General features: G+C 67.0%; 25 protein-coding genes. 16 read left to right on the forward strand and 9 right to left on the reverse strand.

Going from position 1 to position 25,342, the window contains the following annotated elements:
• Positions 1 to 98: 98 nt before the first annotated feature.
• Entirely contained in the window at positions 99 to 1,892 is a 1,794-nt protein-coding gene (locus AC3WT0_RS05960) for an aminopeptidase P family protein (protein ID WP_492752207.1), read from the reverse strand.
• Positions 1,893 to 1,986: 94 nt separating this feature from the next.
• Here AC3WT0_RS05960 and AC3WT0_RS05965 point away from each other — a divergent pair, with 94 nt between their 5' ends.
• Both AC3WT0_RS05965 and AC3WT0_RS05970 read left to right on the forward strand, forming a co-directional pair.
• On the forward strand, positions 1,987 to 4,080 hold the full coding sequence (locus tag AC3WT0_RS05965; protein WP_492752208.1) for a S9 family peptidase: 2,094 nt from the start codon (positions 1,987 to 1,989) through the stop codon (positions 4,078 to 4,080).
• Between the two features lie 107 nt (positions 4,081 to 4,187).
• Complete coding sequence (locus AC3WT0_RS05970) at positions 4,188 to 5,021, forward strand: helix-turn-helix domain-containing protein (RefSeq protein WP_492752210.1); 834 nt, start codon at positions 4,188 to 4,190, stop codon at positions 5,019 to 5,021.
• Here AC3WT0_RS05970 and recF read toward each other — a convergent pair.
• The gene (gene recF / locus AC3WT0_RS05975) at positions 5,018 to 6,085 is read right to left on the reverse strand and encodes a DNA replication/repair protein RecF (protein WP_492752211.1); all 1,068 of its coding nucleotides are present in this window, start codon (positions 6,083 to 6,085) and stop codon (positions 5,018 to 5,020) included. The two genes, AC3WT0_RS05970 and recF, sit on opposite strands and share 4 nt — an antisense overlap.
• Positions 6,086 to 6,185: 100 nt before the next feature.
• On the opposite strand from recF, the gene AC3WT0_RS05980 reads away from it, so the two are divergent.
• Positions 6,186 to 6,734 carry a hypothetical protein gene (locus AC3WT0_RS05980; protein ID WP_492752213.1) on the forward strand — a complete coding sequence of 183 codons (549 nt, stop codon included), beginning with the start codon at positions 6,186 to 6,188 and terminating at the stop codon, positions 6,732 to 6,734.
• A gap of 39 nt (positions 6,735 to 6,773) precedes the next feature.
• Here AC3WT0_RS05980 and dnaN read toward each other — a convergent pair whose 3' ends face one another.
• Together dnaN and AC3WT0_RS05990 are read right to left on the reverse strand one after the other, a co-directional pair.
• Entirely contained in the window at positions 6,774 to 7,886 is a 1,113-nt protein-coding gene (gene dnaN, locus AC3WT0_RS05985; protein WP_492752214.1) for a DNA polymerase III subunit beta, read from the reverse strand.
• A 146-nt stretch (positions 7,887 to 8,032) separates the two neighbouring features.
• Positions 8,033 to 8,614: an outer membrane protein gene (locus AC3WT0_RS05990; RefSeq protein ID WP_492752215.1), complete on the reverse strand. Its 582-nt coding sequence runs from the start codon at positions 8,612 to 8,614 to the stop codon at positions 8,033 to 8,035.
• Positions 8,615 to 8,752: 138 nt separating this feature from the next.
• Here AC3WT0_RS05990 and AC3WT0_RS05995 point away from each other — a divergent pair, with 138 nt between their 5' ends.
• Genes AC3WT0_RS05995 through AC3WT0_RS06005 form a run of 3 tightly spaced genes read left to right on the forward strand, consistent with a single transcriptional unit; the run spans position 8,753 to position 10,289 of the window.
• A complete protein-coding gene (locus AC3WT0_RS05995; protein WP_492752217.1) occupies positions 8,753 to 9,388 on the forward strand; it encodes a histidine phosphatase family protein in 636 nt (211 codons plus the stop codon).
• Positions 9,385 to 9,864 (forward strand): hypothetical protein, encoded by a 480-nt coding sequence (locus tag AC3WT0_RS06000; protein WP_492752218.1) that lies wholly within the window; start codon positions 9,385 to 9,387, stop codon positions 9,862 to 9,864. The genes AC3WT0_RS05995 and AC3WT0_RS06000 overlap by 4 nt, the downstream gene beginning before the upstream one ends.
• Positions 9,861 to 10,289 carry an ACT domain-containing protein gene (locus AC3WT0_RS06005; RefSeq protein ID WP_492752219.1) on the forward strand — a complete coding sequence of 143 codons (429 nt, stop codon included), beginning with the start codon at positions 9,861 to 9,863 and terminating at the stop codon, positions 10,287 to 10,289. Before AC3WT0_RS06000 ends, AC3WT0_RS06005 begins: the two co-directional genes overlap by 4 nt.
• On the opposite strand, the gene AC3WT0_RS06010 is transcribed toward AC3WT0_RS06005, so the two are convergent.
• Entirely contained in the window at positions 10,259 to 11,155 is an 897-nt protein-coding gene (locus AC3WT0_RS06010; RefSeq protein WP_492752221.1) for a LysR family transcriptional regulator, read from the reverse strand. The two genes, AC3WT0_RS06005 and AC3WT0_RS06010, sit on opposite strands and share 31 nt — an antisense overlap.
• Before the next feature lie 85 nt (positions 11,156 to 11,240).
• Between AC3WT0_RS06010 and AC3WT0_RS06015 the strand changes: the two genes are divergently transcribed.
• The 3 genes from AC3WT0_RS06015 to AC3WT0_RS06025 are packed head-to-tail and all read left to right on the forward strand — an operon-like array spanning position 11,241 to position 14,169.
• Positions 11,241 to 12,209 carry an NAD-dependent epimerase/dehydratase family protein gene (locus tag AC3WT0_RS06015; RefSeq protein WP_492752222.1) on the forward strand — a complete coding sequence of 323 codons (969 nt, stop codon included), beginning with the start codon at positions 11,241 to 11,243 and terminating at the stop codon, positions 12,207 to 12,209.
• A 12-nt stretch (positions 12,210 to 12,221) separates the two neighbouring features.
• Positions 12,222 to 13,418 carry a dual-specificity RNA methyltransferase RlmN gene (gene rlmN, locus AC3WT0_RS06020; protein WP_492752223.1) on the forward strand — a complete coding sequence of 399 codons (1,197 nt, stop codon included), beginning with the start codon at positions 12,222 to 12,224 and terminating at the stop codon, positions 13,416 to 13,418.
• Positions 13,411 to 14,169, forward strand: coding sequence for a sulfite exporter TauE/SafE family protein (locus tag AC3WT0_RS06025; protein ID WP_492752225.1), 759 nt, complete (start codon positions 13,411 to 13,413; stop codon positions 14,167 to 14,169). Before rlmN ends, AC3WT0_RS06025 begins: the two co-directional genes overlap by 8 nt.
• Positions 14,170 to 14,172: 3 nt before the next feature.
• Here AC3WT0_RS06025 and AC3WT0_RS06030 read toward each other — a convergent pair whose 3' ends face one another.
• Positions 14,173 to 14,781 carry a flavin reductase family protein gene (locus AC3WT0_RS06030; RefSeq protein ID WP_492752226.1) on the reverse strand — a complete coding sequence of 203 codons (609 nt, stop codon included), beginning with the start codon at positions 14,779 to 14,781 and terminating at the stop codon, positions 14,173 to 14,175.
• Between the two features lie 79 nt (positions 14,782 to 14,860).
• On the opposite strand from AC3WT0_RS06030, the gene AC3WT0_RS06035 reads away from it, so the two are divergent.
• Genes AC3WT0_RS06035 through AC3WT0_RS06045 form a run of 3 tightly spaced genes read left to right on the forward strand, consistent with a single transcriptional unit; the run spans position 14,861 to position 17,661 of the window.
• A complete protein-coding gene (locus AC3WT0_RS06035) occupies positions 14,861 to 15,673 on the forward strand; it encodes a cytochrome b/b6 domain-containing protein (RefSeq protein ID WP_492752227.1) in 813 nt (270 codons plus the stop codon).
• On the forward strand, positions 15,670 to 16,419 hold the full coding sequence (locus AC3WT0_RS06040) for a molybdopterin-dependent oxidoreductase (protein WP_492752228.1): 750 nt from the start codon (positions 15,670 to 15,672) through the stop codon (positions 16,417 to 16,419). The genes AC3WT0_RS06035 and AC3WT0_RS06040 overlap by 4 nt, the downstream gene beginning before the upstream one ends.
• A 12-nt stretch (positions 16,420 to 16,431) precedes the next feature.
• Positions 16,432 to 17,661, forward strand: a complete 1,230-nt coding sequence (locus AC3WT0_RS06045) for a class I SAM-dependent methyltransferase (RefSeq protein WP_492752229.1) — start codon at positions 16,432 to 16,434, stop codon at positions 17,659 to 17,661.
• Positions 17,662 to 17,768: 107 nt separating this feature from the next.
• Here AC3WT0_RS06045 and AC3WT0_RS06050 read toward each other — a convergent pair whose 3' ends face one another.
• A complete protein-coding gene (locus AC3WT0_RS06050; protein ID WP_492752231.1) occupies positions 17,769 to 18,194 on the reverse strand; it encodes an EF-hand domain-containing protein in 426 nt (141 codons plus the stop codon).
• A gap of 174 nt (positions 18,195 to 18,368) precedes the next feature.
• Here AC3WT0_RS06050 and AC3WT0_RS06055 point away from each other — a divergent pair, with 174 nt between their 5' ends.
• From AC3WT0_RS06055 to AC3WT0_RS06065, 3 genes are all read left to right on the forward strand, one after another.
• Positions 18,369 to 19,586 carry an argininosuccinate synthase gene (locus AC3WT0_RS06055; protein ID WP_492752232.1) on the forward strand — a complete coding sequence of 406 codons (1,218 nt, stop codon included), beginning with the start codon at positions 18,369 to 18,371 and terminating at the stop codon, positions 19,584 to 19,586.
• Positions 19,587 to 19,696: 110 nt separating this feature from the next.
• The gene (locus AC3WT0_RS06060; RefSeq protein WP_492752233.1) at positions 19,697 to 21,259 is read left to right on the forward strand and encodes a hypothetical protein; all 1,563 of its coding nucleotides are present in this window, start codon (positions 19,697 to 19,699) and stop codon (positions 21,257 to 21,259) included.
• Positions 21,256 to 22,287, forward strand: coding sequence for a glycosyltransferase family 2 protein (locus AC3WT0_RS06065; protein WP_492752234.1), 1,032 nt, complete (start codon positions 21,256 to 21,258; stop codon positions 22,285 to 22,287). The genes AC3WT0_RS06060 and AC3WT0_RS06065 overlap by 4 nt, the downstream gene beginning before the upstream one ends.
• On the opposite strand, the gene AC3WT0_RS06070 is transcribed toward AC3WT0_RS06065, so the two are convergent.
• On the reverse strand, positions 22,218 to 22,946 hold the full coding sequence (locus AC3WT0_RS06070; RefSeq protein WP_492752235.1) for a class I SAM-dependent methyltransferase: 729 nt from the start codon (positions 22,944 to 22,946) through the stop codon (positions 22,218 to 22,220). The genes AC3WT0_RS06065 and AC3WT0_RS06070 overlap by 70 nt on opposite strands.
• Positions 22,946 to 23,371: a GtrA family protein gene (locus tag AC3WT0_RS06075; protein WP_492752236.1), complete on the reverse strand. Its 426-nt coding sequence runs from the start codon at positions 23,369 to 23,371 to the stop codon at positions 22,946 to 22,948. The genes AC3WT0_RS06070 and AC3WT0_RS06075 overlap by 1 nt, the downstream gene beginning before the upstream one ends.
• 170 nt (positions 23,372 to 23,541) lie before the next feature.
• Here AC3WT0_RS06075 and AC3WT0_RS06080 point away from each other — a divergent pair, with 170 nt between their 5' ends.
• Complete coding sequence (locus AC3WT0_RS06080) at positions 23,542 to 25,338, forward strand: AcrB/AcrD/AcrF family protein (protein ID WP_492752237.1); 1,797 nt, start codon at positions 23,542 to 23,544, stop codon at positions 25,336 to 25,338.
• Positions 25,339 to 25,342: the final 4 nt, after the last annotated feature.

Below are 25,342 nucleotides of genomic sequence, written 5' to 3' on the forward strand. Positions count from 1 at the left end.
GCGGCACCGGCCCGCTCCCCCACCCGGCCTCCCACAGAGTGTATCCTGGATGGGAGGCTGGGTGGGGGAGCGGGCCGGTGCCGCCGATTGCACACGCCTCAGATCGGCGCGCACTCCGATTCGAGCCAGGCGCGGTCCTCGCCATCGAGCTGCGGGCCGACGATCTCGACCACCCTGGCATGATAGGCGTCGAGCCAGACGCGTTCATCGACGCTGAGCAGCGCGGGTTCGATCAGGCGGCGATCGATCGGCGCGAAGGTGAGCGTGTCGAAGCCGAGCATCGGCAGCTCGCCGCCGGGAATCGCCTTCTCGACGACCTGCACCAGATTCTCGATGCGGATGCCGTAGTCGCCCGCCTTGTAATAGCCCGGCTCGTTCGACAGCAGCATGCCGGCGCGCAGCGGTTCCGACGGGCCGCCGCCCGGATAGCTGGGCGCGGCGATGCGCTGGGGCCCTTCGTGGACCGACAGATAGGCGCCGACGCCGTGGCCGGTGCCATGCGCATAGTCGAGCCCCGCCGCCCACAGATATTGGCGCGCGAGTATATCGAGCTGCCCCCCCGTCGTGCCCGGCGGGAAGGTGGCGGCGGCGAGCGCGATATGCCCCTTGAGCACGCGGGTGAAGCGATCGCGCATCTCGGCGGTAGGCGTGCCGACGATGACGGTGCGTGTCACGTCGGTGGTGCCGTCGAGATACTGGCCGCCCGAATCGACGAGGAAGATGCGATCCATTTCGAGCGGGAGGTTCGATTCGGGAGTCGAGTGGTAATGCGGGATCGCCGCATGCGGGCCAGCGGCCGAAATGGTCGAGAAGCTCTGGTCGACGAGCGCGCCCGTCGCCTCGCGGAACTGCGCCAGCTTGTCCGACACCGACAATTCGGTCTGGCCGCCCTTGGGCGCCTCGATCGACAGCCAGCGCAGGAACCGGCTGAGCGCGGCGCCGTCGCGCGCCTGCGCGGCGCGATGGCCGGCGCTTTCGACCGGGTTCTTGATCGCCTTGGCGATGATCGTCGGATCGCGCGTCGCGATCACGGCAGCCCCGCCCTGTTCGAGCTTGTCGAAGATCGCCGAGACCGCGAAGGCCGGATCGACGACGACGCGCTTGCCGGCGAAGGCGCCGAGGCTGCCCGCGAAGGCGGCGCGATCATGCACGCGCACGGCATTGCCCAGATGCTTGAGCACATCGTCGCCCATCTTCTCGGGCGCGACGAACAGATCGGCCGTGGCATCGGCGTTGACCACCGTATAGGCGAGCGCGACGGGCGTGTGCTCCACGTCGCGGCCGCGGACGTTGAGCGCCCATGCGATCGAATCGAGCGCAGAGAGCACGACGGCGTCGGCGCCCTTCTCGTGCAGCCAGTCGGCGATGTCGGCGCGCTTCTCGGCCGAGGATTTGCCGGCATAGACATCGTCATAAGGCACCAGCCGCGCCTTGGACGGCTCGGGCCGGTCAGGCCAGATCGCGTCGACGGGATTGGTGTCGACGGCGACCAGCGTCGCGCCCTTGGCCTTCAGCGCCTCGCCCGCCTGCCGTACCCAGGCACGGGTGTGGAGCCATGGATCATAGCCGATCCGCGCGCCCTCTGCCGCGTGCCCCGCCAGCCAGTCGGCGATGCTCGTCTGCGGCACCGAGACATATTGCCAATGTTTCGCGTCGACCTGTTCGCGCACCTGCAGCGTGTAGCGGCCGTCGATGAAGATCGCGGCTTCCTCAGGCAGGACCACCGCCGAGCCGGCCGACCCCTGAAAGCCGGTGAGCCAGCCGAGGCGCTGGGCGTAGCTGCCGACATATTCGCTCATATGCTCGTCGGTCAGCGGCACGACGAAACCGTCGAGCCGATCGCGCTTCAGCTGATCGCGCAGCGCCTGCAGCCGCGCTTCGTAGGTGGACATGGGGAATCTCCTTCTTGACCCCAGCATAGGCCCGGCGGCGGCCGCATCCAATCTCCGCTTTTGCATTGAGAGCGAGAACCACTAGATCAGCGGCATGACCGATCCCAAGCCTCCCGTCGCGGCGCGCAAGCCGCATGTCTCGACCCGTTTCGGCGTGACGCGCGAAGACCCGTATCACTGGCTGCGCGATCCCGGCTATCCCGAGGTGAAGGACGAGGAGATCCTCGGCTATCTCGAAGCCGAGAACGCCTATTTCGAAAGCAGGATGGCCCCGCATCAGGGCACCGTCGACGCGCTGTTCGCCGAGATGAAGGGGCGCATCAAGGAGGATGACAGCTCCGTCCCCGCGAAGGACGGAGCGTTCGTCTACTGGCGATCGTTCGACAAGGGCGCGCAATATCGCAAATGGTGGCGCAGGCCGGCGGCGGGCGGGTCCGACGAGCTGATCCTCGACGAGACCGCGCTGGCCGAGGGCAAGGAGTATTTCCGCCTCGGCGCGATGGATATTTCCGACGACGACCGCATCCTTGCCTATTCGACCGACAGCGACGGATCAGAGCGCTTCACCATCCGCTTCCGCGACCTGCAGACCGGCGCGCCGATCGACGACGCGATCGAAGGCGCGCGCGGCAGATGGGGCGAGGACAGCATCGAGGGGACGCTGGGCAACATCGTCTTCGCCGCCGACAATCTGCACCTGCTCTACGGACTGGTCGACGAGCATTGGCGGACGCGCACGATCAAGGTGCACAGGCTGGGCACGCCTTCCTCCGAGGACCGGGTGATCTATCATGAGGAGGATATCGGCTATTCGGTGGGTATCAGCCTGTCGGGCGACCGCAAATGGCTGCTGCTGACCGCAAGCGAGCATATGACGAGCGAGACGCGGCTGATCCCGGCCGACGATCCTTTTGCCGAGCCGATCCTGATTGCGGCGCGGCAGACCGGGCGCGAATATGACGTCGACATCCACGGCGACGATCTGCTGATCCGCACCAACGACACGCATCCCAATTTCCGCCTCGTCACCGCCACGATCGCCTCGCCCGGCGACTGGCGCGAGGCGATCGCGCCGTCGGAGGATTTCTACCTGACCGACGTCAGCTGCTTTGCCGATTTCTACGTGACCGAAGGGCGCGACCGCGGGCTCGACCAGATCGAACTGCGCGACTATGCCACCCATGCGGCGAAGCGGATCGACTTTCCCGAAGCGAGCTATGTCGCGGGGCTCGACGAGAATCCCGAATATGCGACGCGCGTGCTGCGCCTGTCCTATGAATCGATGGTCACGCCGGACACCGTCGTCGACTATGACGTCGATACGGCGGCGATGACCGTGCTGAAGGTGCAGGAAATCCCATCGGGCTACGACCGCGACCGCTACGCCACCGAGCGGCTGGAGATCGTGGCGCGCGACGGCACAGCGATCCCCGTATCGATCGTCTATGCGAAGGATTTCGCGAAGGACGGCAAGGGTGCGCTCCACCTCTATGCCTATGGCGCCTATGGCTATGCGATCGCACCGGGATTCTCGACCGCGCGGCTGTCGCTGCTCGATCGCGGCATGGCCTATGCGATCGCGCATATCCGGGGCGGCGACGATCTGGGCTATCGCTGGTATCTGGACGGCAAGCTGGAGAAGCGGACCAACACGTTCAACGACTTCGTCGACGTGACCAGGGGGCTGATCGCGCTGGGCTATGCCGCCGAAGGCCGCGTGACGGCGGCGGGGCGATCGGCGGGCGGCGAGCTGATGGGCGCGATCGTCAATCAGGCGCCCGAGCTGTACGGCGCGGTGATCGCCGACGTGCCCTTCGTCGACGTGCTCGACACGATGCTCGACGAGACGCTGCCGCTGACCCCCGGCGAATGGCCCGAATGGGGCAATCCGATCACCGACGAAAAGGCTTTTCGCCTGATCCTCAGCTATAGTCCCTATGACAATGTGACGGCGCAGACCTATCCGCCGATGCTGATTTCGGGGGGGCTGAACGATCCGCGCGTGACTTATTGGGAGCCGGCCAAGTGGGCAGCCAAGCTGCGCGCGACCAAGACCGGCGACAATATCCTGCTGCTCAAGACCAACATGGGTGCAGGACATGGCGGCAAGTCCGGCCGGTTCGAATCGCTGCGCGAGGAAGCAGAGGAAATGGCGTTCCTCCTCTGGCAGATCGGACTCGAAAACTAACGCGCGTCATCCGAATTCGGCACGGCGGGCGCGCCTTACATTTTCTTGCATTGACGCCATGGCGGGTCCACTGTCGATCCATAACAGGGTCGAGGGGCGTTCCACCCGTGCTGCTGTCGCGTAACTATCCGCCATCGGATGCGCTCGCGCCTTATATTCGGCGGCACTATGTATTTCAGGCCGAACTGCCCCCCGATTTCGTGCTGATCGACAAGCTGGTTTCGGAGACCTCGTTCATCCGCGTGCTGATCCGCGGCGACTGGCAGGCAGAAACCACGCCCGACAATTGGGGGACGGCAGGGCCGGTGCCGCTGTTCGGATCGAACGGCAAGCCGCTGCGCGTGCGCGTGAAGGGGCCGTTCACGGTGACCGGAGTCGCGATCCGCCCGAGCGGGTGGCGCGCGCTGTTCGGCTGTTCCGCCTGCGACTATGCCGACCGGATGGTTCCGCTGTCCGACGCGTGGGGCAAGCGCGACGCCGGCGATTTCCATCAGGCCGTGCTCGACGGCGGCGACGACGAAGCGATCGTCGCGGGGACCGAGGCGGTGCTGCTCCGCCGGATCGCCGCGAGCGAACATGCCCCCGACGCGCAGATGCGCCGTTTCGAGGACATAGCGCGCCACGACAGCACGATCCGTGTCCACGATGCGGCCGAGGAACTGGGCCTTTCGGTGCGGCAGATGGAGCGCCAGTGCCGTGCCGCCTTCGGCCACACGCCCAAGTCGGTGCTGCGCCGCAGCCGCTTCCTCGACATGGCGACGGCGATGCGCGGGTTCAGCGACTTCACCGCCGAGGATCTGGCGGCCTTGCGCTATTTCGACCAGTCGCACCTCAACCGCGAGTTTCGGCGTTTCTTCGGGATCACCCCGGGGGCGTTTCAGACCGCGCAGACACCGCTGTTCACGGCCGGGCTGAAGCTCCGGGCCGACGGGCTGACCTAGGCGACCCTGCCATTCTCGACGCCGAGCATCGTCGCGTGGCCGATGCCGGCGAAGAGCGACGGTTCGGTGCCCGTCATCCACACCTGACCGCCGCCGCCGGCGAGGCGCGCGAAGAGCGCGGCGCGTCGGCTGGGATCGAGATGCGCGGCAACTTCGTCGAGCAGCAGGATCGGGCGGCGACCGATACGTTCGGCGACGAGATCGGCATGGGCGAGGACGATGCCGAGGAGCAGCGCCTTCTGCTCGCCGGTCGAGCAGCGATCGGCGGGCTGGCCCTTGCCGAGATGCGTGACGACGAGGTCGGCGCGGTGCGGGCCGGCAAGCGTGCGCCTCGCCGCCGCATCGCGCGCGCGGCCGGCGGCGAGCGCCGTGGCGAAATCCGCCTCGGGAATCGTTTCCCACCCGTCCAGGGCAAGGCCTGCACGCGCGAAGGGGCCTTCGGGGGCAAGCGCCAGCCGCTCCGCCAGCGCGCCGACGGCGACCGCGCGTGCCTCGGCGATTTCGGAGCCATGCTCAGCCATGCGCGCCTCAAGCGCCGAGAGCCAGGCCGGATCAGGGCGTGGATCCTCGGCCAGCAGCTTGTTGCGCGCGCGCATCGCCGCGTCGTAACGCGTGGCATGCGCGGCATGGCCAGGCATCAGCGCGAGGACAAGACGATCGAGGAAGCGCCGCCGCCCCCCCGCGCCTTCGAGGAACAACCGGTCCATCGCCGGGGTGAGCCAGAGGATCGACAGCCATTCGCCGAGCGCCGTCGCCGAAGCCTGCGCACCGTTGATGCGGACGATGCGGCGTTCGGGCGCACCGGCAAGCGCGCCCGTGCCGATATCGACATCGCCCGACAGCCTTGCCGCGACCGAGAAGCCGCCGGCGCCGCCGGTGCGCGCCATGTCCGTCAAAGCCGCGCCGCGCAGCCCCCGCCCCGGCGCGAACAGCGAAACCGCTTCCAATATATTGGTCTTGCCCGCGCCGTTTTCGCCGGTGAGCACGACGAGCCCCGGCCCCGGCGTGACGAGCGCATCGGCATAGGAACGGAAATCGGAGAGGGCGAGGCGCGCGATCGACACGATGGCTTGGTAGGCGAAGCTGCGCCACCGCTCAAATGGGATGTATTGCCTATCGCCCCTGCGCACCCCAAGATCAGGGGGATAAGCAGGGAGCAGAACCATGATCCTCAGCACTGCAAGCCGCGCCGCGGCCGTCATCGCACTCACGACGCTTGCCACCGCGAGCCTGGCCCAACCACCGCAGGCCCCACCCACCGGCGAACAGCGCGCCGAGGATATCGTGACCCAGCCGCTCGACGACGTGAACCTGAAGAGAAAGGATATCCCGCCCGTGCTGGCGCGCGCGGTGGACGACGCCTATTCGCCCGACGATACGCGGACCTGCGCGACGATCGCCGCTGCGGTCGCGGGTCTGAACGAAGCGCTGGGCGACGATTTCGACGCGCCGCCGCCGCCGCCCGACAATCGCGACCAGAAGCGAGAGCAGGGCGCGGGCGCGGTTGGCAAGGCCGTGGTCAACAGTCTGATCCCCTTCCGCAGCATCGTCCGCTACGTCTCCGGGGCGGACAAGGCATCGCAGCAATATAATATCGCAGTGTCGGCCGGGCTGACGCGGCGCGGCTATCTGAAGGGAATCGGTCGTGCGCGGGGATGCAGGCCGCCGGCGGCCCCGCTGGCGCAGGTCGCCGCCAAGCCGGCCAAGGAGTAGCGCCGGTCGACCGCCATTGCCTGCGCAATGGCAGCCGGATCAGACGCGCATCGGCATCAGGACGTAGAGCGCGGCCGACTTGTCATTCTCGCGAATGAGCGTCGGCGCGGCGGCGTCGGCGAGGTGGACCTCGACGACGTCGCCTTCGATCTGGCCGAGAATGTCGAGCAGATAGCGGGCATTGAAGCCGATCTCGAACGACTGGGCGGCATATTCGCCCGGTACTTCCTCAGCCGCCGTACCGTTTTCCGGCGAGGTGACCGAAAGCGTGATCTTGTCGCGATCGAGCGCCATCTTGACCGCGCGGGTCTTTTCGCTGGCGATGGTCGCCACGCGATCGACGCCTTCCATGAAGCTCTTCGGATCGAGCTTCAGCAGCTTGTCATTGCCCGTCGGGATGACGCGCGAATAATCGGGGAACGTGCCGTCGATGAGCTTCGAGGTGAGGATCGCGGCGCCGAGGCCGAAGCGAATCTTGGTCGGCGACAGCGAGACTTCGACCGTGCCGTCGACTTCGTCGAGCAGCTTGCGAAGCTCGGCCACGCATTTACGCGGGATGATCACATCGGGCATGCCTTCGGCCCCGTCGGGACGCGGCACGGTGACGCGCGCGAGGCGGTGTCCGTCGGTCGCCGCCGCCTTGAGCACCGGCTGCCCGTCGTCGGCGACGTGGAGGAAGATGCCGTTCAGATAATAGCGCGTCTCTTCGGTCGAGATGGCGAAGCGCGTGCTGTCGATGATCTGGCGCAGCGTCGCCGCCGGCAGTTCGAACCTCGTCGGCAGTTCGCCCTCGGCGATCACCGGGAAATCGTCGCGCGGAAGCGTGGCGAGGCTGAAGCGCGCGCGGCCGGCGTTGATCTGCATCTTGCCGTCGGCGGCGTGGAGATCGACCTGGCTACCCTCTGGCAGCTTGCGCGCGATATCGAACAATGTGTGCGCCGAGATCGTCGTCGCGCCCGGCTGGTCGACCGCCGCCGCCACCGTCTCGACGATCTGGAGATCGAGGTCGGTCGCCATCAGGCGAATCGCGCCATCGGCCGTCGCCTCGATCAGCACGTTCGACAGGATCGGAATGGTATTGCGCCGCTCGACCACCGACTGGACGTGGCTGAGGCTCTTGAGCAGCGTTGCGCGTTCGATCGTCGCCTTCATTTCTTCCCCCGGAGCCTCCCGGCCCCTTCATGCATGAGCCGGGCGGGCCAAATGCAAGGCCGCGATCCCGGGTCAACTTCATTAACGAGAAAAGGGGCCGGAGCAAGCGCCCCGACCCCCTTTTCTCACAGTTTTGAAGCCGTGTTTCAGAAGCGGACGCCGAGGCCGCCCAGGATCTGGTGGCGCTCATAGCCCTGCTCATAGTTGGAGTAGCGATACTCCGCCTTGAGATAGGTGCCGCCCGTCAGCTTCTGCTCGACGCCCGCGCCGACGCGCACGCCATCGAGATTGTCGTGCAGACGGAAGCTGTCCGGCCCGCCATCGACGCCGGCGTAGCGCACGCGCGCCTGGGCGTTGGTGTAGCCGACCTTGCCGTAGATGAGGGTCTTCGGCGCGACGGCGACGCCGATGCGGCCGCCGACATACAGGTCACGGCCCGTGCCGACGCACAGACGGTCATTGGCGACGCTGACGCCGTTGGCGCACTGCTTCGCCGTCGAATCCGACCATTCGACCTCGCCGCCCAGCACGGCGCGGCCGACCTGGAAGTCGTAGCCGGCACCGACGCCATAGGCGAAGCCGTCATCCTTGCCTGCCGGCGTGACCGGGTGATCCCAGCCGACGAGCGCCTCGATACGCGGTCCGGTGAAGGGCGCGGCATCCGACTGCGCGAGCGCGGGGCTGGCGACGGCGGTTGCGGTGAGGGCGGCAATGACAATGTTACGCATTTGAGGGGTACTCCTTGGTAATCGCCCCGAATCAACGGGGTGGCCGCCAATCGCATATGTGACAGTTCCGTTGCATGAACCTCAGACAACGAGGTTCGCCTGTTGCATCGCGGCAACAATCGCGGGATGAGGCGAGCCATGACGACGACGAGCCGCCTGTTCATCGCCCGCCACGGCGAAACCGTATTCAACGCCGCCCGCCGGCTGCAGGGCGAACATCCGCATACGCCGCTGACTCGCGCGGGATTCGCGCAGGCCGACGAGATGGGTGCGGCGCTGCGGCAAATGCTGGGCGCGAAGCCCGCAATCACGCTGTGGTCCTCGACCGCAGGGCGGGCGCTGCAGACGCTGGCGGTGATCGCCGAGCATCTTGAGCTCGACTGGCACGACGCGCGGACCGACACCCGGCTGCTGGAAATCGGCATGGGCGATTGGGGCGGGCGCTATTATCATGACGTCATGACGGAGCATGGATCGATCGTCGACCGCGCGACCGGGCTGTTCAGCGCACGCGCGCCGGGGGGCGAATGGTATGACGATATCGCCGCGCGGCTGAAGGGCTGGCTGGACGACGTGAAGGACGAACCGGGCGACCGGCTGATCATCAGCCACGGCATTACCAGCCGCGTGCTGCGCGGGATGCTGACCGGCGCGGCGTTCGATCCCGTTTTGAAGGCAGGTGTCGCGGGCGGGCTGCCGCAGGGCAGCATTGCGATGATCGAGGATGGGCGCGAGACGATCGTGCATCTGGGGACGGGGAAAGCGCCAGCGTGAAGCTGTTCGGGGGGCTTTTGCTGATCGCGGTCGCGGCGCCCGCCGGTGCGCGCGATTCGCTGGGCGTATTCGAAGGCTGGGGCGCGTTTCGCGATGCGAAGCCGCCGCGCTGTTTCGCCATCGCCCAGCCGGTCAGGCGCGGCGACGGCGACTGGAAGCCCTTTGCCAGCGTCGCCTTCTGGCCGACGGTCGGCCAGCGCAATCAGCTTGCGATCCGGCTGAGCCATGCGCGGCGACCAGGTACCAGAGTGACACTGCATATCGGCGAGCGCAGCTTCGAGCTGGTCGCGGGAACAACCGATGCCTGGGCGCCCGATGCGCGCGCCGACGCCCAGATCGTCGCGGCGATGCGCAGCGCGACGAGCATGAGCGTGGAGGCCACGGGCAGGAATGGCGGGGCGTTCGCCGACGCCTATCGGCTGCGCGGAGCGGCGACGGCGATCGACGCCGCCGCGCTGGGCTGCGCACGCCGATGAGCGGGCCGGAGATCATCCGCGACGGCCGGGCGATGGTTGCCGGCATGACGCCAGTGCTGGACGGCGAAACCTATGCCTTCTGCTCGACGTCGGACGGCGCACGGGCGGCCGAAGCGCTGCCGCTGGCGACGGGCATGTTCCGCGAGGCCGAAGGAATCAGCCTGATCCTGACGACCGGTGACGCCGGGCGACTGGGCTTCGCCGTCGACCAGCCGATGGCGCGGATCACGCTCAACGTCTATTCGGCGCTCGATGGCGTGGGGCTGACCGCCCCAGTTGCATCGGCGCTCGCCGAAGCTGGCATCGCCTGCAACATGGTCGCGGCCTTCCATCACGACCATGCTTTCGTGCCGCGCGCGCATGCAGAGGAAGCGCTGGCGATCCTCGAGGCGCTTCAGCGCGGGGCCACGCCCTCCGCCACATAGGCGATCAACCCTTCGGCCAGCGCATCGAAGACAAGGCGCATGCGGGCGACGGCGCGCAGATCCTGATGCATCACCACCCAGCTATCGAGGCCCAGCTCGAAGCTGTCGGGGAACAGGCGCACGAGACCGGGATCGCGCGCGGCAAGCGCGACCTGGCAGATGCCGATGCCCAGCCCGGCGCGGATCGCCGCGAGGCCGGCGAGATCGCTGTCGGTGCGGAAGGCGAAGCGGCCGACCGGGAAACCAAGTGCGGCGAGCTGGTGAACGATGGGATTGTCGGTCTCGACGCCGATGAGCGCATGATCTTCGCACGCAGCGAGATTGGCCGGCCAGCCATGGCGATCGAGATAGGCGCGGTGGGCGTGGATGCCGAGCATGACGGCCCCAAGACCGCGCGCGACCAGCCCGGCCTGAGTCGGGCGGACCATGCGAATCGCGATATCGGCCTCGCGCCGCAACAGATCCTCGTTGCGGTTGGTGGCGGCGAGCGTGATCGATATGCCCGGCGCCGCTTCGCGCAGCCGTGCGAGGATGGGCGGCAGCACCTCGACCGCGACGACCTCACTTGCCGACAGCCGGACGATGCCGGCGGGATCGCCGGCTGCAGCGGAGGCAGTGCGCACGAAGTCGTCCGACGCATAGGCCATCGCCTCGGCCGGGCGGGCGAGCGCCACCGCCATATCAGTGGGCGCGAGGCCGCCGGGCGATCGCGTGAACAGCGCGACGCCGAGTGCGGCTTCGAGCGCCTCGATCCGCGCGCGCACCGTCGGCTGCGCGATGCCCAACTGCCGCGCGGCGCCGGACAGGCTGCCCGTGCGCAGGACGGCGAGGAAAGCGCGTTGCTGCTCCCAATCGACGATGCTCATAGATTTCTTTTAGACAGAATGACAATGTTCGGCAATTTTATACAGACCTGAGGCGCTCTATCGATCGGCGGGAAGGAGACCGAAGATGGAACGCACTGCTCTGATTCTCGGCGCGACCGGTGGCATCGGGGGAGAGATTACCCGTGCGCTGATCGCGGGCGGCTGGCGCGTCCGCGCGCTCGCCCGGACGCCGCGGCCCGATCTGCTGCCCATCGACTGGCGGCAGGGCGACGCGATGGATCGCGCTGCCGTGATCGCGGCAGCGGCGGGGGCGGACGCGATCGTCCATGCCGTCAACCCGCCGGGCTATCGCGACTGGGGGCAGCTTGTGCTGCCGATGATCGACAACAGCATCGCCGCCGCGCGCGCATCGCATGCCCGCCTGCTGCTGCCCGGCACCATCTATAATTTCGACCCCGCAGCGACGCCCGTCGCCGCCCCCGATTCGCCGCAGCAGCCGAAAACGCGCAAAGGCGCGATCCGCGTCGAGATGGAGCGCCGGATCGCATCTGCCTGCGAAGGCGGCATGCGCGCGGCGATCGTACGCGCGGGCGACTATTTCGGGCCGCGCGCGGGCAATAGCTGGCTGTCGCAGGGGATGGTGCGGCCGGGCCAGCTGGTAAAGTCCGTGCTGTATCCCGGCGCGCCGGGCGTCGGCCATGCCTGGGCCTATCTGCCCGATGTGGCGGCGACCTTCGCCATGCTGCTCGGCCGCGAAGCGCAGCTGCCGGCCTTCGCGCGCTTTCATTTCGCCGGATATTGGGATGCCGGGGGGCGCGATATGGTCGACGCGATCGGCACGGCGGCGGGGATTCCGGACATCAGGACGCGCCGCCTGCCCTGGCGCCTGCTGCCGCTGATCGCGCCGTTCAACCCGACGATGCGCGAGATGATCGAGATGGAAGCCTATTGGCGCCACCCTGTCGCGCTCGACAATCGCAGCCTCGTCGCGGCGATCGGCGCCGAGCCGCATACGCCACTGGTGGAGGCGCTTCGCACGACGCTGGGCGCGCTCGATTGCCTGCCTGTGGAAAAATCCGCCGCGATCGCTTAAATGGCGGCGATCATGAACGCTCCCATGCCCATTCCCGGACATATCGATCCGGTCCCCGTGCCGCGCGTCGCGACGCCGCGCCCCGACGGCCGCGTCGACCTTGTCGGCCTCACCAAGCTGCAGATCCGCGAGGCTTTGCTCGAATCGCAGATGGAAGTGCGGCAGGCCAAGCTGCGCGCCAAGCAGATCTGGCACTGGATCTACAATCGCGGCGCGACTGATTTTGCGGTGATGACCGACATCGCCAAGGATATGCGGATCTGGCTGGAGCAGCGCTTCGTCGTCGGGCGCCCTCAGGTCGTGGAAGCGCAGGTTTCGACCGACGGGACGCGCAAATGGCTGCTGCGGTCGGACGACGGGCAGGATTATGAGATGGTCTTCATCCCCGACGCCGACCGGGGAACCCTGTGCGTATCGAGCCAGGTGGGCTGCACGCTCAACTGCCGCTTCTGCCACACCGGCACGATGCGCCTCGTCCGCAACCTGACCCCCGGCGAGATCGTGGGACAGGTGATGCTGGCGCGCGACAGCCTGGGCGAATGGCCTTCGCAGCCCGACGGCCGGCTGCTGACCAACATCGTGATGATGGGGATGGGCGAGCCGCTCTATAATTTCGACAATGTGCGCGATGCGCTGTCGATCGTCATGGACGGCGACGGGCTGGCGCTGTCGCGGCGGCGGATCACGCTGTCGACGTCGGGCGTGGTGCCGATGATGGCACGCGCCGGGACCGAGATCGGCGTCAACCTTGCCGTGTCGCTCCATGCCGTGACCAAGGAGGTGCGCGACGAGATCGTCCCGCTCAACCGCAAATATGGCATCGAGGATCTGCTGCAGGCCTGCGCCGACTATCCGGGCGCAAACAATGCGCGGCGCATCACCTTCGAATATGTGATGCTGAAGGACAAGAATGATGGCGACGACGACGCGCGCGAGCTCGTCCGCCTGATCCGCAAGTACCGGCTGCCGGCGAAGGTCAACCTCATCCCCTTCAACCCCTGGCCCGGTGCGGAATATGAATGTTCGGAGCCCGATCGCGTGCGGCGCTTCTCCGACATCATCTTCGAGGCGGGCATCTCGGCCCCGGTGCGCACGCCGCGCGGGCGCGACATCATGGCCGCGTGCGGGCAGCTGAAATCGGCGAGCGAGAGGAAGAGCCGCGCCGAGCTCGATCGGCTGGCAGAGGAAAAGCAGGCGGCGCTTGGCTGATCCAGCCGCGCTGGCACTGGCGGCAGGTGCAGGCGTGCTCGGCGGCGCGATGAACGCGCTGGCCGGCGGCGGCACCTTTGCCACCATGCCGACGCTGATCGCGCTGGGACTGCCCTCGCCCATCGCCAATGCGACGAGCAACGTCGCGCTCCAGCCCGGCGCGATCATGAGCGCCTGGGCCTATCGCGACGGGCTCGAGCCTTTGGGCGGCGTGAGCATCCGGACGTTGTCGGCGATCACCTTCGTCGGCGGGATCGCCGGCAGCCTGCTGCTCGTCGCAACGCCGACGCGCACCTTCGACCTTATCATCCCATGGCTGCTGCTGGTCGCGACGCTGGCCATCGCCTTCGGGCGGCGCGCCTCGCACGCGCTGCACCGCCGCCTGTCGATCGGCCGGCGCACGCTGATCGGCGCGCAGGCGATGCTGGGCATCTATGGCGGCTATTTCGGCGGCGGCGTGGGGCTGATGATGACCGCGACCTGGGGCCTGCTCGCGCATGGCGAGCCACACCGGCTGGCCGCGCCGCGCACGCTGATGCTCGCCATCGCCAATGCCGGGGCACTGATCGTCTTCGTCACCGGGGGGATGGTCGCCTGGACATTGTGCCTGCCGATGCTGATCGGCGCGACGGTTGGCGGCTATCTTGGCGCGATCGTCGGCCGGCTCCTGTCGCCGGGCGCCATCCGCTGGTGGACGTTGCTGGTGACAGCCGCGACGACGATCGCCTTTTTCTGGCGCGCCTATTCCTGAGAATTAGGCGGGGCGGGTCATGCGGAAAAGCGCATCCGCGCCGATCTCGAAATAATCCGCGGGGCCACCGCCGCGCAGCACGGGATGCGCGCGCGCCGTCTGGTAGACGCCGTTTTCGAGCAGCGCCTCGTCGATATGGACGCCGACGACCTCGCCGAACACCACCCAGGTATCGATCGGATCGCCCGCAGCCGAGGTGAGGCGCAACGTCTGGCTGTGCCGACATTCGAACTGGACGGGGCTGGCGGCGACGCGATCGGGGGCGACGAGGCGCGACGGCGCCGCCTCTATCCCGGCGAGCGCGAATTCGTCGACGTGCGGATCGCACTGCGCGGCGGTTGCATTCATCCGCTCTGCCAAGTCGCGCGTTACGAGGTTCCAGACGAATTCGGGGCGATCGCTGATGTTCGCGAGGCTGTCCTTCGCGCCGGTCGACGCGAAGCCGATGATCGGCGGGCGATAGTTGAACAGGTTGAAGAAGGAATAGGGCGCAAGGTTGCGCACGCCTGCATCCGACAGCGAGCTGATCCAGCCGATCGGGCGCGGGCCGACGATCGCGTTGAGCGGATCATGGGCAAGGCCATGGCCCTTGGCCGGTTCGTAGAAATGCATGGGGAAGCCGGTTTCGTGTAACCTTTGGGACGATGCGCGCCTATATGGAGGCACAGCCGATGACGACAAGGATGGCGGCGTGATCGACACCCAAGACGGAAGACCAGCGCGCATCTATCGGCACCGCCTGCCCACGCGGATCTGGCATTGGGTGAATGCGCTGACCGTCTTCATCATGCTGATGAGCGGGCTGATGATCTTCAACGCGCACCCGCGCCTCTATTGGGGGCAATTTGGCGCGAATTTCGACCATGCCTGGCTGCAGATCGGATCGATGGCCGATCGCGGCTTCCTGCGCATCGGATCGCTGAGCATCGACACGACGGGCTGGCTGGGGCTGTGGACCGATAGCGCGGGCAATGTGCAGCGCTGGGCTTTCCCGTCATGGGCCACGATCCCGTCGGGCTACAGCCTGGCGCTTGGGCGGCGCTGGCATTTCGCCTTCGCCCTGATCCTCGTCTTCGGGCTGATCGCCTTCCTCGCGACCAGCCTGATCAACCGGCATGTCCAGCGCGACCTGCTGCCGAGCCCGCGCGAGCTTGCCCCGCGCCATTTATGGCATGACGTCAGACAGCATCTGCGGCTGCGCTTCGACGCGGAAGGCGGGCAGACCTTCAACCCCCTGCAGAAGATCGCCTATGCCGGCGTGACCCTGCTTCTGCTGCCGACGCTGATCCTCAGCGGGCTGGCCATGTCGCCGGCGATGGACGCGGCATGGCCCTGGCTGCTCGACCTGTTCGGCGGGCGACAGTCGGCGCGATCGGTGCACTTCATCTGCGCGATGCTGATCGTCGCGTTCATTGCCGTCCACCTGCTGCTGGTGCTGCTTGCCGGGCCGGTGAGCGAGATCGGATCGATGATCACCGGCTGGCGGCGGGAGAAGGTGCAATGAGCCTGATCACGCGACGGACGGTGCTGGTCGGCGCCGGAGCGGGGCTATTGTCGGGCTGCGACAAGCTGACCGACAATACAACTTTCCGGAAGACATTGTTCAGCGCCAACAAGGTCAACGAGGCGATCCAGCGCGCCGTGATGAACCGCAACGCGCTGGCCCCGACCTATACGCCCGAGCAGATGTCCCCCATTTTTCGCGCCAACGGGACGACGCGGCCGGCGGGCGAAGCCTATGCCGCACATGTCGCGAGCAATTTCGCCGACTGGCGACTGGTGGTCGACGGTCTGGTGGCGCGCCCGATGAGCCTGTCGCTCGCGGCTATCGGCACGATGCCGGCGCGCGCGCAGATCACGCGCCACGATTGCGTCGAAGGGTGGAGCGCGATCGGCCAGTGGCACGGCACGCCGCTCCATATCATCCTCGATGCGGCGGGGTTGCGGACGAACGCCAAATATCTCGTCTTCCACTGCGCCGACACGCGCGGTGGGCGGCGCTATTATGAATCGATCGACCTGATCGACGCCTTCCATCCCCAGACGATGATCGCCTGGGGGCTGAACGGCCGGAGGCTGGATGTCGCGCACGGCGCGCCGCTGCGCCTGCGCGTCGAACGCCAGCTGGGCTACAAGCACGCCAAATATGTCGAGCGGATCGAGGCGGTGGCCGATCTTTCCGGCATCTATCAAGGCGGTGGCGGCTATTGGGAAGATGTTGCGGGCTATGAATGGTATGCCGGTATTTGATAAGCGATCGGCATGTCGCTCCTATCCAGCCTGCTCACCCGCATCGTTCGCCGCGGCGAACTGACCATCATCAATGCCGACGGCAGCGTCGAGACGATCGGCGCGCCCGATCCCGCGCTGGGACCGGTAACGATCCGCTTCACCGACAAGGGGGTTTCCGGCGCGATCGCACGCAACCCGCAACTGGCGGCGGGCGAGGCGTTCATGGACGGCCGGATGGTGATCGAGAAGGGCGACATCCTCGCGCTGCTCCGCCTCGTCATGCACAATGCGCCCTGGGAAGGCGGCGGCGCCATCGACATCGACAATCCAATCGTGCGGCTTGCCGACCGGGCCGGCGCGGCGCTTGGCCGGATCAACTGGGAGCGGCGGTCGAAGCGCAACGTCGCGCATCATTACGACCTGTCGAGCGACCTGTACGAGCTCTTCCTCGACGCGGACCGCCAATATAGCTGCGCCTATTTCGCGAATCCGCAGAACAGCCTCGAACAGGCGCAGGCCGACAAGAAAGCCCATATCGCCGCCAAGCTAAACCTGAAGCCGGGCAATCGCGTGCTCGATATCGGCTGCGGCTGGGGCGGCATGGCGCTTTACCTTGCGCGCGCGGTCGAGGGCGTCGAGGTGCTGGGCGTGACGCTGAGCGAGGAACAGTTGAAGGTCGCGCAGCGCCGCGCCGCGGAAGCGGGCCTTGCCGACCGGGTCCGCTTCGAGCTGCGCGACTATCGCCGCGTCGAGGAGAAATTCGACCGCATCGTCTCGGTCGGCATGTTCGAGCATGTCGGCCCGCCCAACTACCGCACCTTCTTCCGCAAGGCGCACGAGCTGCTGACCGACGACGGGGTGATGCTCCTCCACACGATCGGCAGGCTCGGCGCGCCCGGGCAGACCGACCCCTGGACGCGCAAATATATCTTCCCCGGCGGCTACTGCCCGTCGCTCAGCGAGATCGTGGCAGCGAGCGAACATGAGCGGCTGATCGCGATGGACGTGGAAAATCTGCGCCTCCACTACGCCTATACGCTCCAGCACTGGTATGATCGCGCCGCCGCGAACCAGAGCGCGATCGAGAAACTCTATGACGAGCGCTTCTTCCGCATGTGGCAATTCTACCTTGCCGGGTCGCTCGTCGCTTTCGAATCGGCGGAGATGTGCGTCTATCAGCTGCAATATGCGCGCCGCCGCGACGCGCTGCCGATCACCCGCGATTATATGACCGAAGTCGAGCGGCGCCTGCCGCGCTAGGGGCCTGCCTGTCATTGCGAGGCTGCAGGCCGAAGCAATCCAGTTCGATGCCCGGCATCATTCTGGATTGCTTCGCCGGATTAGCCTGCCCGCAATGACGAGGCTGATTAACGCTGCGGCTGGGTGCCGCGTGCGGCCTGACGCTCCTCAGGCGAGAGGACGCCATCGTGATTGGTGTCCATCGCGTCGAAGCGCTGGAGCGCGGCGGCTTTCGCCTCGGCGAGCGAGACGCGGCCGTCATGATCGGTGTCCATCGCGTCGAAGGCCTGTGGATCGAGCGAGCCAGCAAGGCGGTCGCCGCCGCCCCCGCGCCCGCCGCCGAACCGCTGCATCGCGTTCATCGCCGACTGCGCTTCGTCGCGCGTGATGTAGCCGTCGCCATTGGCGTCGGCCATCTGGAAGCGGCGCTCGATGCGCTGCTCGAACACGGCGCGATCGATAGCCTGAGGCGTGCGGCCGCCGCCGGGCTGCGCCATCGCGGGCGCGGCAAGCGCAAAGATAAGGCTGCCACCAAGGAAGATCGTCTGCTTCATCATGCCACTCCGAACCGATTCGACGTCCCCCGTTGGCGTTGCTTTGGCGCGGGCAAGCTGTCGCGACGTTGAACGGCGCCCGCGCACGCGCGACGGGGCGGTTGTCGCGCGGGGCCAACGCCCCTAATAGGGCGCGCGATTCCCTCCCCTCCGTTCCACAGGACCAGGCCGACGATGACCGATAAGATCAACCGGGTGGTGCTCGCCTATTCGGGCGGGCTCGATACCAGCGTGATCCTGAAGTGGCTGCAGCAGACCTATAATTGCGAGGTCGTGACCTTCACCGCCGACCTCGGCCAGGGCGAGGAGTTGGAGCCCGCGCGCAAGAAGGCCGAGCTGATGGGCGTGAAGCCCGAGCATATCTTCATCGACGATCTCCGCGAGGAGTTCGTGCGCGATTATGTCTTCCCGATGATGCGCGGCAATGCGCTTTACGAAGGCCTTTACCTGCTCGGCACCTCGATCGCGCGGCCGCTGATCGCCAAGCGCCAGATCGAGATCGCAAGGCAGGTCAACGCCGACGCCGTCAGCCATGGCGCGACGGGCAAGGGCAATGATCAGGTCCGCTTCGAGCTGGGCTATTATGCGCTGCAGCCCGACATCAAGGTGATCGCGCCCTGGCGCGAATGGGATCTGACCAGCCGTACCGCACTGATCGCCTTCGCCGAGCAGCACCAAATCCCGGTTCCCAAGGACAAGCGCGGCGAAAGCCCCTTCTCGACCGACGCGAACCTCCTCCACACCTCGTCCGAGGGCAAGGTGCTCGAGGATCCGTGGGAAGAAGTGCCGGACTATGTCTATTCGCGCACCAACAACCCCGAGGATGCGCCCGACGCGCCCGAATATATCACCATCGATTTCGAGCGCGGCGACGGCGTCGCGCTGAACGGCGAGGGGATGAGTCCCGCGACCTTGCTCGCCAGGCTCAACGATCTCGGCCGGACGCACGGCATCGGCCGCCTCGACCTCGTCGAGAACCGCTTCGTCGGCATGAAGAGCCGCGGCATGTACGAGACGCCGGGCGGCGCCATCTATCATCTCGCGCATCGCGGCATCGAGCAGCTGACGCTCGATCGCGGCGCGGCGCACCTGAAGGACGAGCTGGCCCCGCGCTATGCCGAGCTGATCTACAACGGTTTCTGGTTCAGCCCCGAGCGCGAGATGCTCCAAGCCGCGATCGACTACAGCCAGCAGAAAGTGACGGGCACCGTCCGCCTGAAGCTCTACAAGGGCGGCATCCATGTCGTCGGGCGCAAGTCGCCCTACTCGCTCTATTCCGAAAAGGTCGTGACCTTCGAGGACGATGCCGGCGCCTATGACCAGCGCGATGCCGAGGGCTTCATCAAGCTCAACGCGCTGCGCCTGCGCCTGCTTGGTCGCCGCGACCGCTGATCATCTCATAGACGCAGCCGGCTCGGGGGCGGGCCGGCTGCGCTTCATCACATCGAACCATGTTCTCACGCCCCTTGAAGCCGGGCCTGACAGCGAATATCGCTCGATCGGTGGGCTCTGAAAAATCCAGTCAAACGGGGTGGTGGCAATCGCGCTGGCTGCTGATCGCGGTCGTGCTGCTGGCCGCCGTCCCGCTGCTCTATCCCTCGATCCCGCCGCTCGTCGACCTGCCCGGCCATATGGGGCGCTACCGCGTCCAGCTGATGGGCGCGGCGTCGCCGAGCCTGATGAGCTTCTACACCTTCCAGTGGCAGCTGATCGGCAATCTCGGCGTCGATCTGCTGGTCGAACCGCTGGCGCCGATCTTCGGGCTTGAACTGGCGGTCAAGCTGATCGTGCTGTCGATCCCGGTGCTGACCGTGGGCGGGATGATCTGGATCGCGCGCGAAGTGCATGGCCGCGTGCCGCCGACGATCTTCTTCGCCCTGCCCCTCGCCTACGGACACCCCTTCCACTTCGGCTTCATCAATTTCGCCTTATCGATGGCGCTGGCGCTGAATGCCTTCGCGCTGTGGCTGCGGCTGGCGCGCAAGGGGCGGCTGAAGCTGCGCGCGATCATCTTCGTGCCGATCTCGGCGCTGATCTGGGTGACGCACACATTCGGCTGGGGGGCGCTTGGCGTCATGGCCTTTTCGGCCGAGGTGGTGCGCCAGCATGATGCCGGCAAGCGCTGGCTGGCCGCGCTTTTCCCGGCGGGCATCCAGTGCCTGTCGCTCGCCCCGCCGCTGCTGGCGATGGTGCTGTGGCGCAGCGGCGACCATGTCGGCGGCGAGACGTTCGACTGGTTCAACATCCGCGTGAAGCTGACCTGGCTGCTGATGACGCTTCGCGACCGCTGGCAGTGGTTCGACATCCTGTGCGCCGTGATGATCCTCGGCACCGTCATCTACGCCTGGACCGAGCGCGGCCTCGAATATTCGCGCAATCTGGCAGCGAGCGCGATCTTCCTGCTCGTCGTCTTCATCATCCTGCCGCGCGTGGTGTTCGGCAGCGCTTATGCCGACATGCGGCTGACCCCCTTCATGCTGGCGATCGCAGTGATCGCGATCCGGCCGAGCCATCACGCGACGCCGCGCTTCCTGAGCGGGCTGGCGACGATCGGCCTGTGCTTCATGCTCGTGCGGACGGCGGCGACGACGACGAGCCTCGCGCTGGCCAGCAACCGTTATGACGAGGCGCTTGTCGCACTCGACCATGTGCCCAAGGGCGCGCGGCTCGTCACCTTCGTCGGCCATCAATGCGGGCTGCGCTGGTTCAGCGATCGCACCGAGCATCTGGGCGCGATGGCGATGGTGAGGCGCGAGGCCTTTTCCAACGACCAATGGGCGATGGCCGGCGGCCAGCTGCTGGGCGTCCGCTATCCCAATGCCTTCGGCTTCGACCGCGATCCATCCGAACTGATCACCGCGCGCAAATGCTCGCGCGAATATTGGCGTACGGCCGAGATCGCGCTCGCGCGACTGCCGCACAATGCCTTCGACTATGTCTGGCTGCTCAACCCCCCGTCGCTCAAGCCCGAATGGATGAGCGGGCTCAACCTGATCTGGACCAACGGCCGCGATCGGCTCTATGGCGTGATCCACGCTTCTCCCGACCAGAAATTGCAGCAATGACCCAGCAGCGCCCGGCGCTTTCGATTGTCGTACCCTGTTACAATGAAGCGGGCTGCCTGCCCGAACTTCATCGCCGGCTGAGTGCGACCGCCACCGCCGTGGTCGGCGACGCGCACGAGATCGTGCTGATCAACGACGGGTCGCGCGACGGAAGCTGGGACGTGATGCGTGCGCTGGCGGCGGCCGACAGCCATGTCGTCGCGATCAACCTGTCGCGCAACCATGGCCACCAGCTCGCACTGACCGCCGGTCTCGACCTGTGTCATGGCGAATCGATCCTGATCATCGACGCCGACCTGCAGGATCCGCCCGAGCTGCTCGGCGAGATGATGGCGACGATGAAGCGCGAGGACGCCGACGTCGTCTATGCCGTGCGCCGCAAGCGCGACGGCGAGACGATGTTCAAGAAGGCGACCGCCGCGATCTTCTACCGCACGCTCGCGCGGCTGACCGACACGCATATCCCCATCGATACCGGCGACTTCCGCCTGATGAGCCGGCGCGCGCTCGACGCGCTGCTCGCATTGCCCGAACAGGCGCGCTTCATCCGCGGCATGGTTGCCTGGGTCGGCTTCCGTCAGGTCCCCTTTCCCTATGATCGCGCAGAGCGGCTGGCGGGCGAATCCAAATATCCGCTGTCGAAGATGATCGCCTTCGCGCTCGATGCCGTAACGGGCTTCTCGACCGCGCCGCTGCGCTTCGCCAGCCATGTCGGGCTGTGGCTGGTAGCGGCATCGGTCTTCCTGCTGCTCTATATCGCGATCGGCTTCTTCACCGGCAGCGCCGTGCAGGGCTGGACCTCGCTGGCACTGATCGTCGTGGTGCTGGGCGCGGTGCAGATGTTCGTGCTGGGCATGATCGGCGAATATCTGGGGCGGCTCTACATCGAATCGAAGCGCCGCCCGCTTTACATCGTCGCCGACATCGCCGGCCCGGTGGGCGGCGAGACCAGCCTGGGTCACGCCCCGGCGGAGATTATCGCTACCAGCGAGACCCCCGGCGGGAAAGGCACGCGCCCGATCGCGTGACGCTCGAGCGCGAAGATGCGCTCGAACAGGCTGTTGACCGGCGCGGGAGGCATCTTGTCGTCGCTGTCCTCCTTGCCGCCGATCCGCCCCGCGATGCGCGCGGCGGCGGCGAGCGGGAAGAGCAGGCTGTTGAGCGAACTCATCATCTCGACCTTGAGCCCGGCCTCGCGGATCGCGGCGGTGAGCGACGCGCGCGTATAGCGGCGATGATGATGGTTGACGACATCATGCGCGCTCCACATCCAGGGATGCGCCGGCACGGTGATGAGCAGGCGGCCGTTCGGCGTCAGTCGATCGGCCATGGAGCGCAGCGCCGCGCGATCATCTTCGACATGTTCGACCACGTCGAGCGAGGCAATCAGGTCATAGCCGCCGGGCACTCCCTCGAGCTGGGGGAGCGGGCTGCTGCCGACCGGGCGGCCGAGCCGTTCGCTCGCGACGCCGCGCGCCACGGGATCGATCTCGATCGCATCGACCGCGCCGAACGCGCCGAGCATGCCCAGATTATGCCCGGTGCCGCATCCGACCTCCAGGATGCGCGCACCCGGCGGCGGCGCGATCCGGCGCTCGATCAGCGCCGCCAGCACGTCGCGGCGCGCGCGATACCACCAGTGGCGCGTGTCGAGCGCCGCCATACGATCATAGACGATGCGTTCCATCAGCCGAAAACCCAGAGACGATTGAGCGAGAAAGTGACGAGCGGGGTCACGAACAGGATCGGGACGAGCGGCCACCACCATGGCCCCGCGAGCATGTTGTGCGCGGTCAGCACGAAAACGAACAGGCTGTTCATGCCGAGGCTGACCAGCGAGACGACGAAGAAGCGGCTGGTGGTGCGCGCCGCATTGTCGCGCGTGCCATGGCCGCGGAAGCTCCATCGGCTGTGAAGCACATAGCCCGTCACCATCGCGACGAAATAACCGGCGAGATTGGCGATCTGAGGCGTCACGACATCATATTTGGCGAGCGGGGAATAGACGATCGCGTAGAGCAGGGTGACGAATCCGCCGGTCAGGCCAAATCGCACCAGCTGCCCGACGACCTCCCTATGCTCTTCGCTCAGCCGCAATTCGTTCAGCCGCAAGACCCGTTCCTATCCGTTGGCCCTCCAGCGAGGGCGCGCGATGCTCTAGTGCGGTTTCCGCCGATGCGGAACCCGCCCCGATTTTCCCGATGTCGCATTTTCAGGGCCGCCGCCCGTTCCGGCCGGCCCAAAAATGCTCTAGTGCGCCGCAACACATAAGGGAACAGGCATTGGCCGAACATCTGCGGGCGCACGTCGAGCACCTGGGCGCATATCTGAACCGCCACTGGGTCATGGCCCTGGTCGCGCTGTGGATCGGAGCGATGGCCTGGATGCTGTGGGTGCGCTGGGGCGGCATCCACTGGTTCGCGCTGCCCGACACCGACGACAATATCCGCATGGATCAGGTGCGTGACTGGCTGAACGGCCAGGGCTGGTACGATCTGCGCCAGTATCGGCTGAATCCGCCCAAGGGTTTCGACATCCACTGGTCGCGCTTCGTCGATCTGCCGATCGCGGGGATCATCCTTGCGCTGCGCCCGTTCGTCGGCGGCGTGATTGCGGAGAAGACGGCGGTCGCGCTGGCGCCGATGCTGCCGCTCGCGATCGCGATGGCGGCGACCGCCATCACCACGCGGCGGCTGGTCGCGCCGATCGCAGCGATCCCGGCGGCTGCGCTGATCCTGCTGTGCCAGAGCGCGCTGTTCATGTTCATGCCGCTGAGGATCGACCATCATGGCTGGCAGCTGGCGATGCTGGCCGCGACCATGGCGGGGCTGACCGATCCGCGCGCGGCGAGGGGCGGCGCGATCGCGGCGATCTCGACCGTGATCTCGCTGGTGATCGGGCTGGAGATGCTACCCTTCCTTGCCATCGCCGGCGGCGCGATCGTTCTGCGCTGGGTGTGGGAAGGTGCGGCCGAGGCCGAGCGGATGCGCACCTATGCGCTTGGCATCGCGGGCGGCAGCGCGATCGGCTATGTGCTTTTCGCCTCCTATGCCAATCGCGCGCCGGTGTGCGACGCTTTGTCGCCCGTCTGGCTTTCGGCGCTGCTGCTGGCCGGCGCGCTGCTTTATCCGATGAGCTTGCTCCACACCCAGAGCCGCGCCGTACGCCTCTTCGTCGCGGGCGCGGCGGGTGCACTGGTGGCGGGCGCCTTCGCTGTCACCTGGCCCGGCTGCCTGACGCGGCCCGAACATGTGTCGCCCGAACTCGACAGGCTGTGGCTGTCCAACGTCAAGGAAGCGCGGCCGATCACGCTGCAGAAGCGCGACGTGATCATCGGCATCGTGTCCATGCCGATCGTCGGACTGATCGGCACGATCGCGATGTGCTGGCGTGCGCGACGCGACGCGCGGGCGATCGCCAACTGGGCGACGATCCTGCTGATGGCGCTGCTCTCCTGCGCGATGCTGTTCTGGCAGGCGCGGATCGGGGCGGGCGCGCAGATCATCGCGCTGCCCGGCGCGGCGGCGCTGGGCTGGCTGGTGCTGGGCTGGCTGTGGCGGCAAAGCCTGCCCGTTATGGGCGGCGCGGCGGCCGTCGCTGCAGCCGGCATCGCCGCGTGGGTCTGGCTGCCGCCGACGGCATTCGGGCCGCCCGCGAGCCCGGCGCGGCCCGCGCTCAAGATCATCGGCAAGGCCAATGCGCGCTGCCCGACGCTGCCGGCGCTGGCGCCGATCGCCAGGCTTCCCGCGACGACGATCATGACCTTCGTCGATCTGGGGCCGCGCCTGATCACCGTCACGCATCACAGCGCGATCGCCGGCCCCTATCACCGCAACGGCGATTCGATCCTCGACATCCACCACGCGTTCGACGGATCGCCCGAACAGGCGCGCGCGATCGCGAAGCGGCACGGCGCGACCCTGCTGCTGACCTGCCCCAACATGTCGGAGTCGACGATCTACCGGTCGCGGAGCCCGAACGGCTTCTATGCGCGGCTGTCGCGCGGCGAGAAGTTCGACTGGCTGACGCCGATGCCGCTGCCCGCGTCGTCGCCGCTGAAATTGTGGCGAGTCAGCTAGGTTG

It is taken from the genome of Sphingomonas sp. EU05-FHT14C10 (assembly GCF_058790595.1).

What these genes read in the sequence shown, in the direction of transcription:
- AC3WT0_RS06070 (WP_492752235.1), bottom strand. Translation starts at nt 22,946, where the DNA reads ATGGAACGCATCGTCTATGATCGTATGGCGGCGCTCGACACGCGCCAC.
- AC3WT0_RS06055 (WP_492752232.1), top strand. Translation starts at nt 18,369, where the DNA reads ATGACCGATAAGATCAACCGGGTGGTGCTCGCCTATTCGGGCGGGCTC.
- AC3WT0_RS06010 (WP_492752221.1), bottom strand. Translation starts at nt 11,155, where the DNA reads ATGAGCATCGTCGATTGGGAGCAGCAACGCGCTTTCCTCGCCGTCCTG.
- AC3WT0_RS05995 (WP_492752217.1), top strand. Translation starts at nt 8,753, where the DNA reads ATGACGACGACGAGCCGCCTGTTCATCGCCCGCCACGGCGAAACCGTA.
- AC3WT0_RS06045 (WP_492752229.1), top strand. Translation starts at nt 16,432, where the DNA reads ATGTCGCTCCTATCCAGCCTGCTCACCCGCATCGTTCGCCGCGGCGAA.
- AC3WT0_RS06030 (WP_492752226.1), bottom strand. Translation starts at nt 14,781, where the DNA reads ATGCATTTCTACGAACCGGCCAAGGGCCATGGCCTTGCCCATGATCCG.
- AC3WT0_RS06065 (WP_492752234.1), top strand. Translation starts at nt 21,256, where the DNA reads ATGACCCAGCAGCGCCCGGCGCTTTCGATTGTCGTACCCTGTTACAAT.
- AC3WT0_RS06015 (WP_492752222.1), top strand. Translation starts at nt 11,241, where the DNA reads ATGGAACGCACTGCTCTGATTCTCGGCGCGACCGGTGGCATCGGGGGA.
- AC3WT0_RS05990 (WP_492752215.1), bottom strand. Translation starts at nt 8,614, where the DNA reads ATGCGTAACATTGTCATTGCCGCCCTCACCGCAACCGCCGTCGCCAGC.
- AC3WT0_RS05960 (WP_492752207.1), bottom strand. Translation starts at nt 1,892, where the DNA reads ATGTCCACCTACGAAGCGCGGCTGCAGGCGCTGCGCGATCAGCTGAAG.
- AC3WT0_RS05980 (WP_492752213.1), top strand. Translation starts at nt 6,186, where the DNA reads ATGATCCTCAGCACTGCAAGCCGCGCCGCGGCCGTCATCGCACTCACG.
- dnaN (WP_492752214.1), bottom strand. Translation starts at nt 7,886, where the DNA reads ATGAAGGCGACGATCGAACGCGCAACGCTGCTCAAGAGCCTCAGCCAC.
- rlmN (WP_492752223.1), top strand. Translation starts at nt 12,222, where the DNA reads ATGAACGCTCCCATGCCCATTCCCGGACATATCGATCCGGTCCCCGTG.
- AC3WT0_RS06005 (WP_492752219.1), top strand. Translation starts at nt 9,861, where the DNA reads ATGAGCGGGCCGGAGATCATCCGCGACGGCCGGGCGATGGTTGCCGGC.
- AC3WT0_RS05965 (WP_492752208.1), top strand. Translation starts at nt 1,987, where the DNA reads ATGACCGATCCCAAGCCTCCCGTCGCGGCGCGCAAGCCGCATGTCTCG.
- AC3WT0_RS06040 (WP_492752228.1), top strand. Translation starts at nt 15,670, where the DNA reads ATGAGCCTGATCACGCGACGGACGGTGCTGGTCGGCGCCGGAGCGGGG.
- AC3WT0_RS06050 (WP_492752231.1), bottom strand. Translation starts at nt 18,194, where the DNA reads ATGAAGCAGACGATCTTCCTTGGTGGCAGCCTTATCTTTGCGCTTGCC.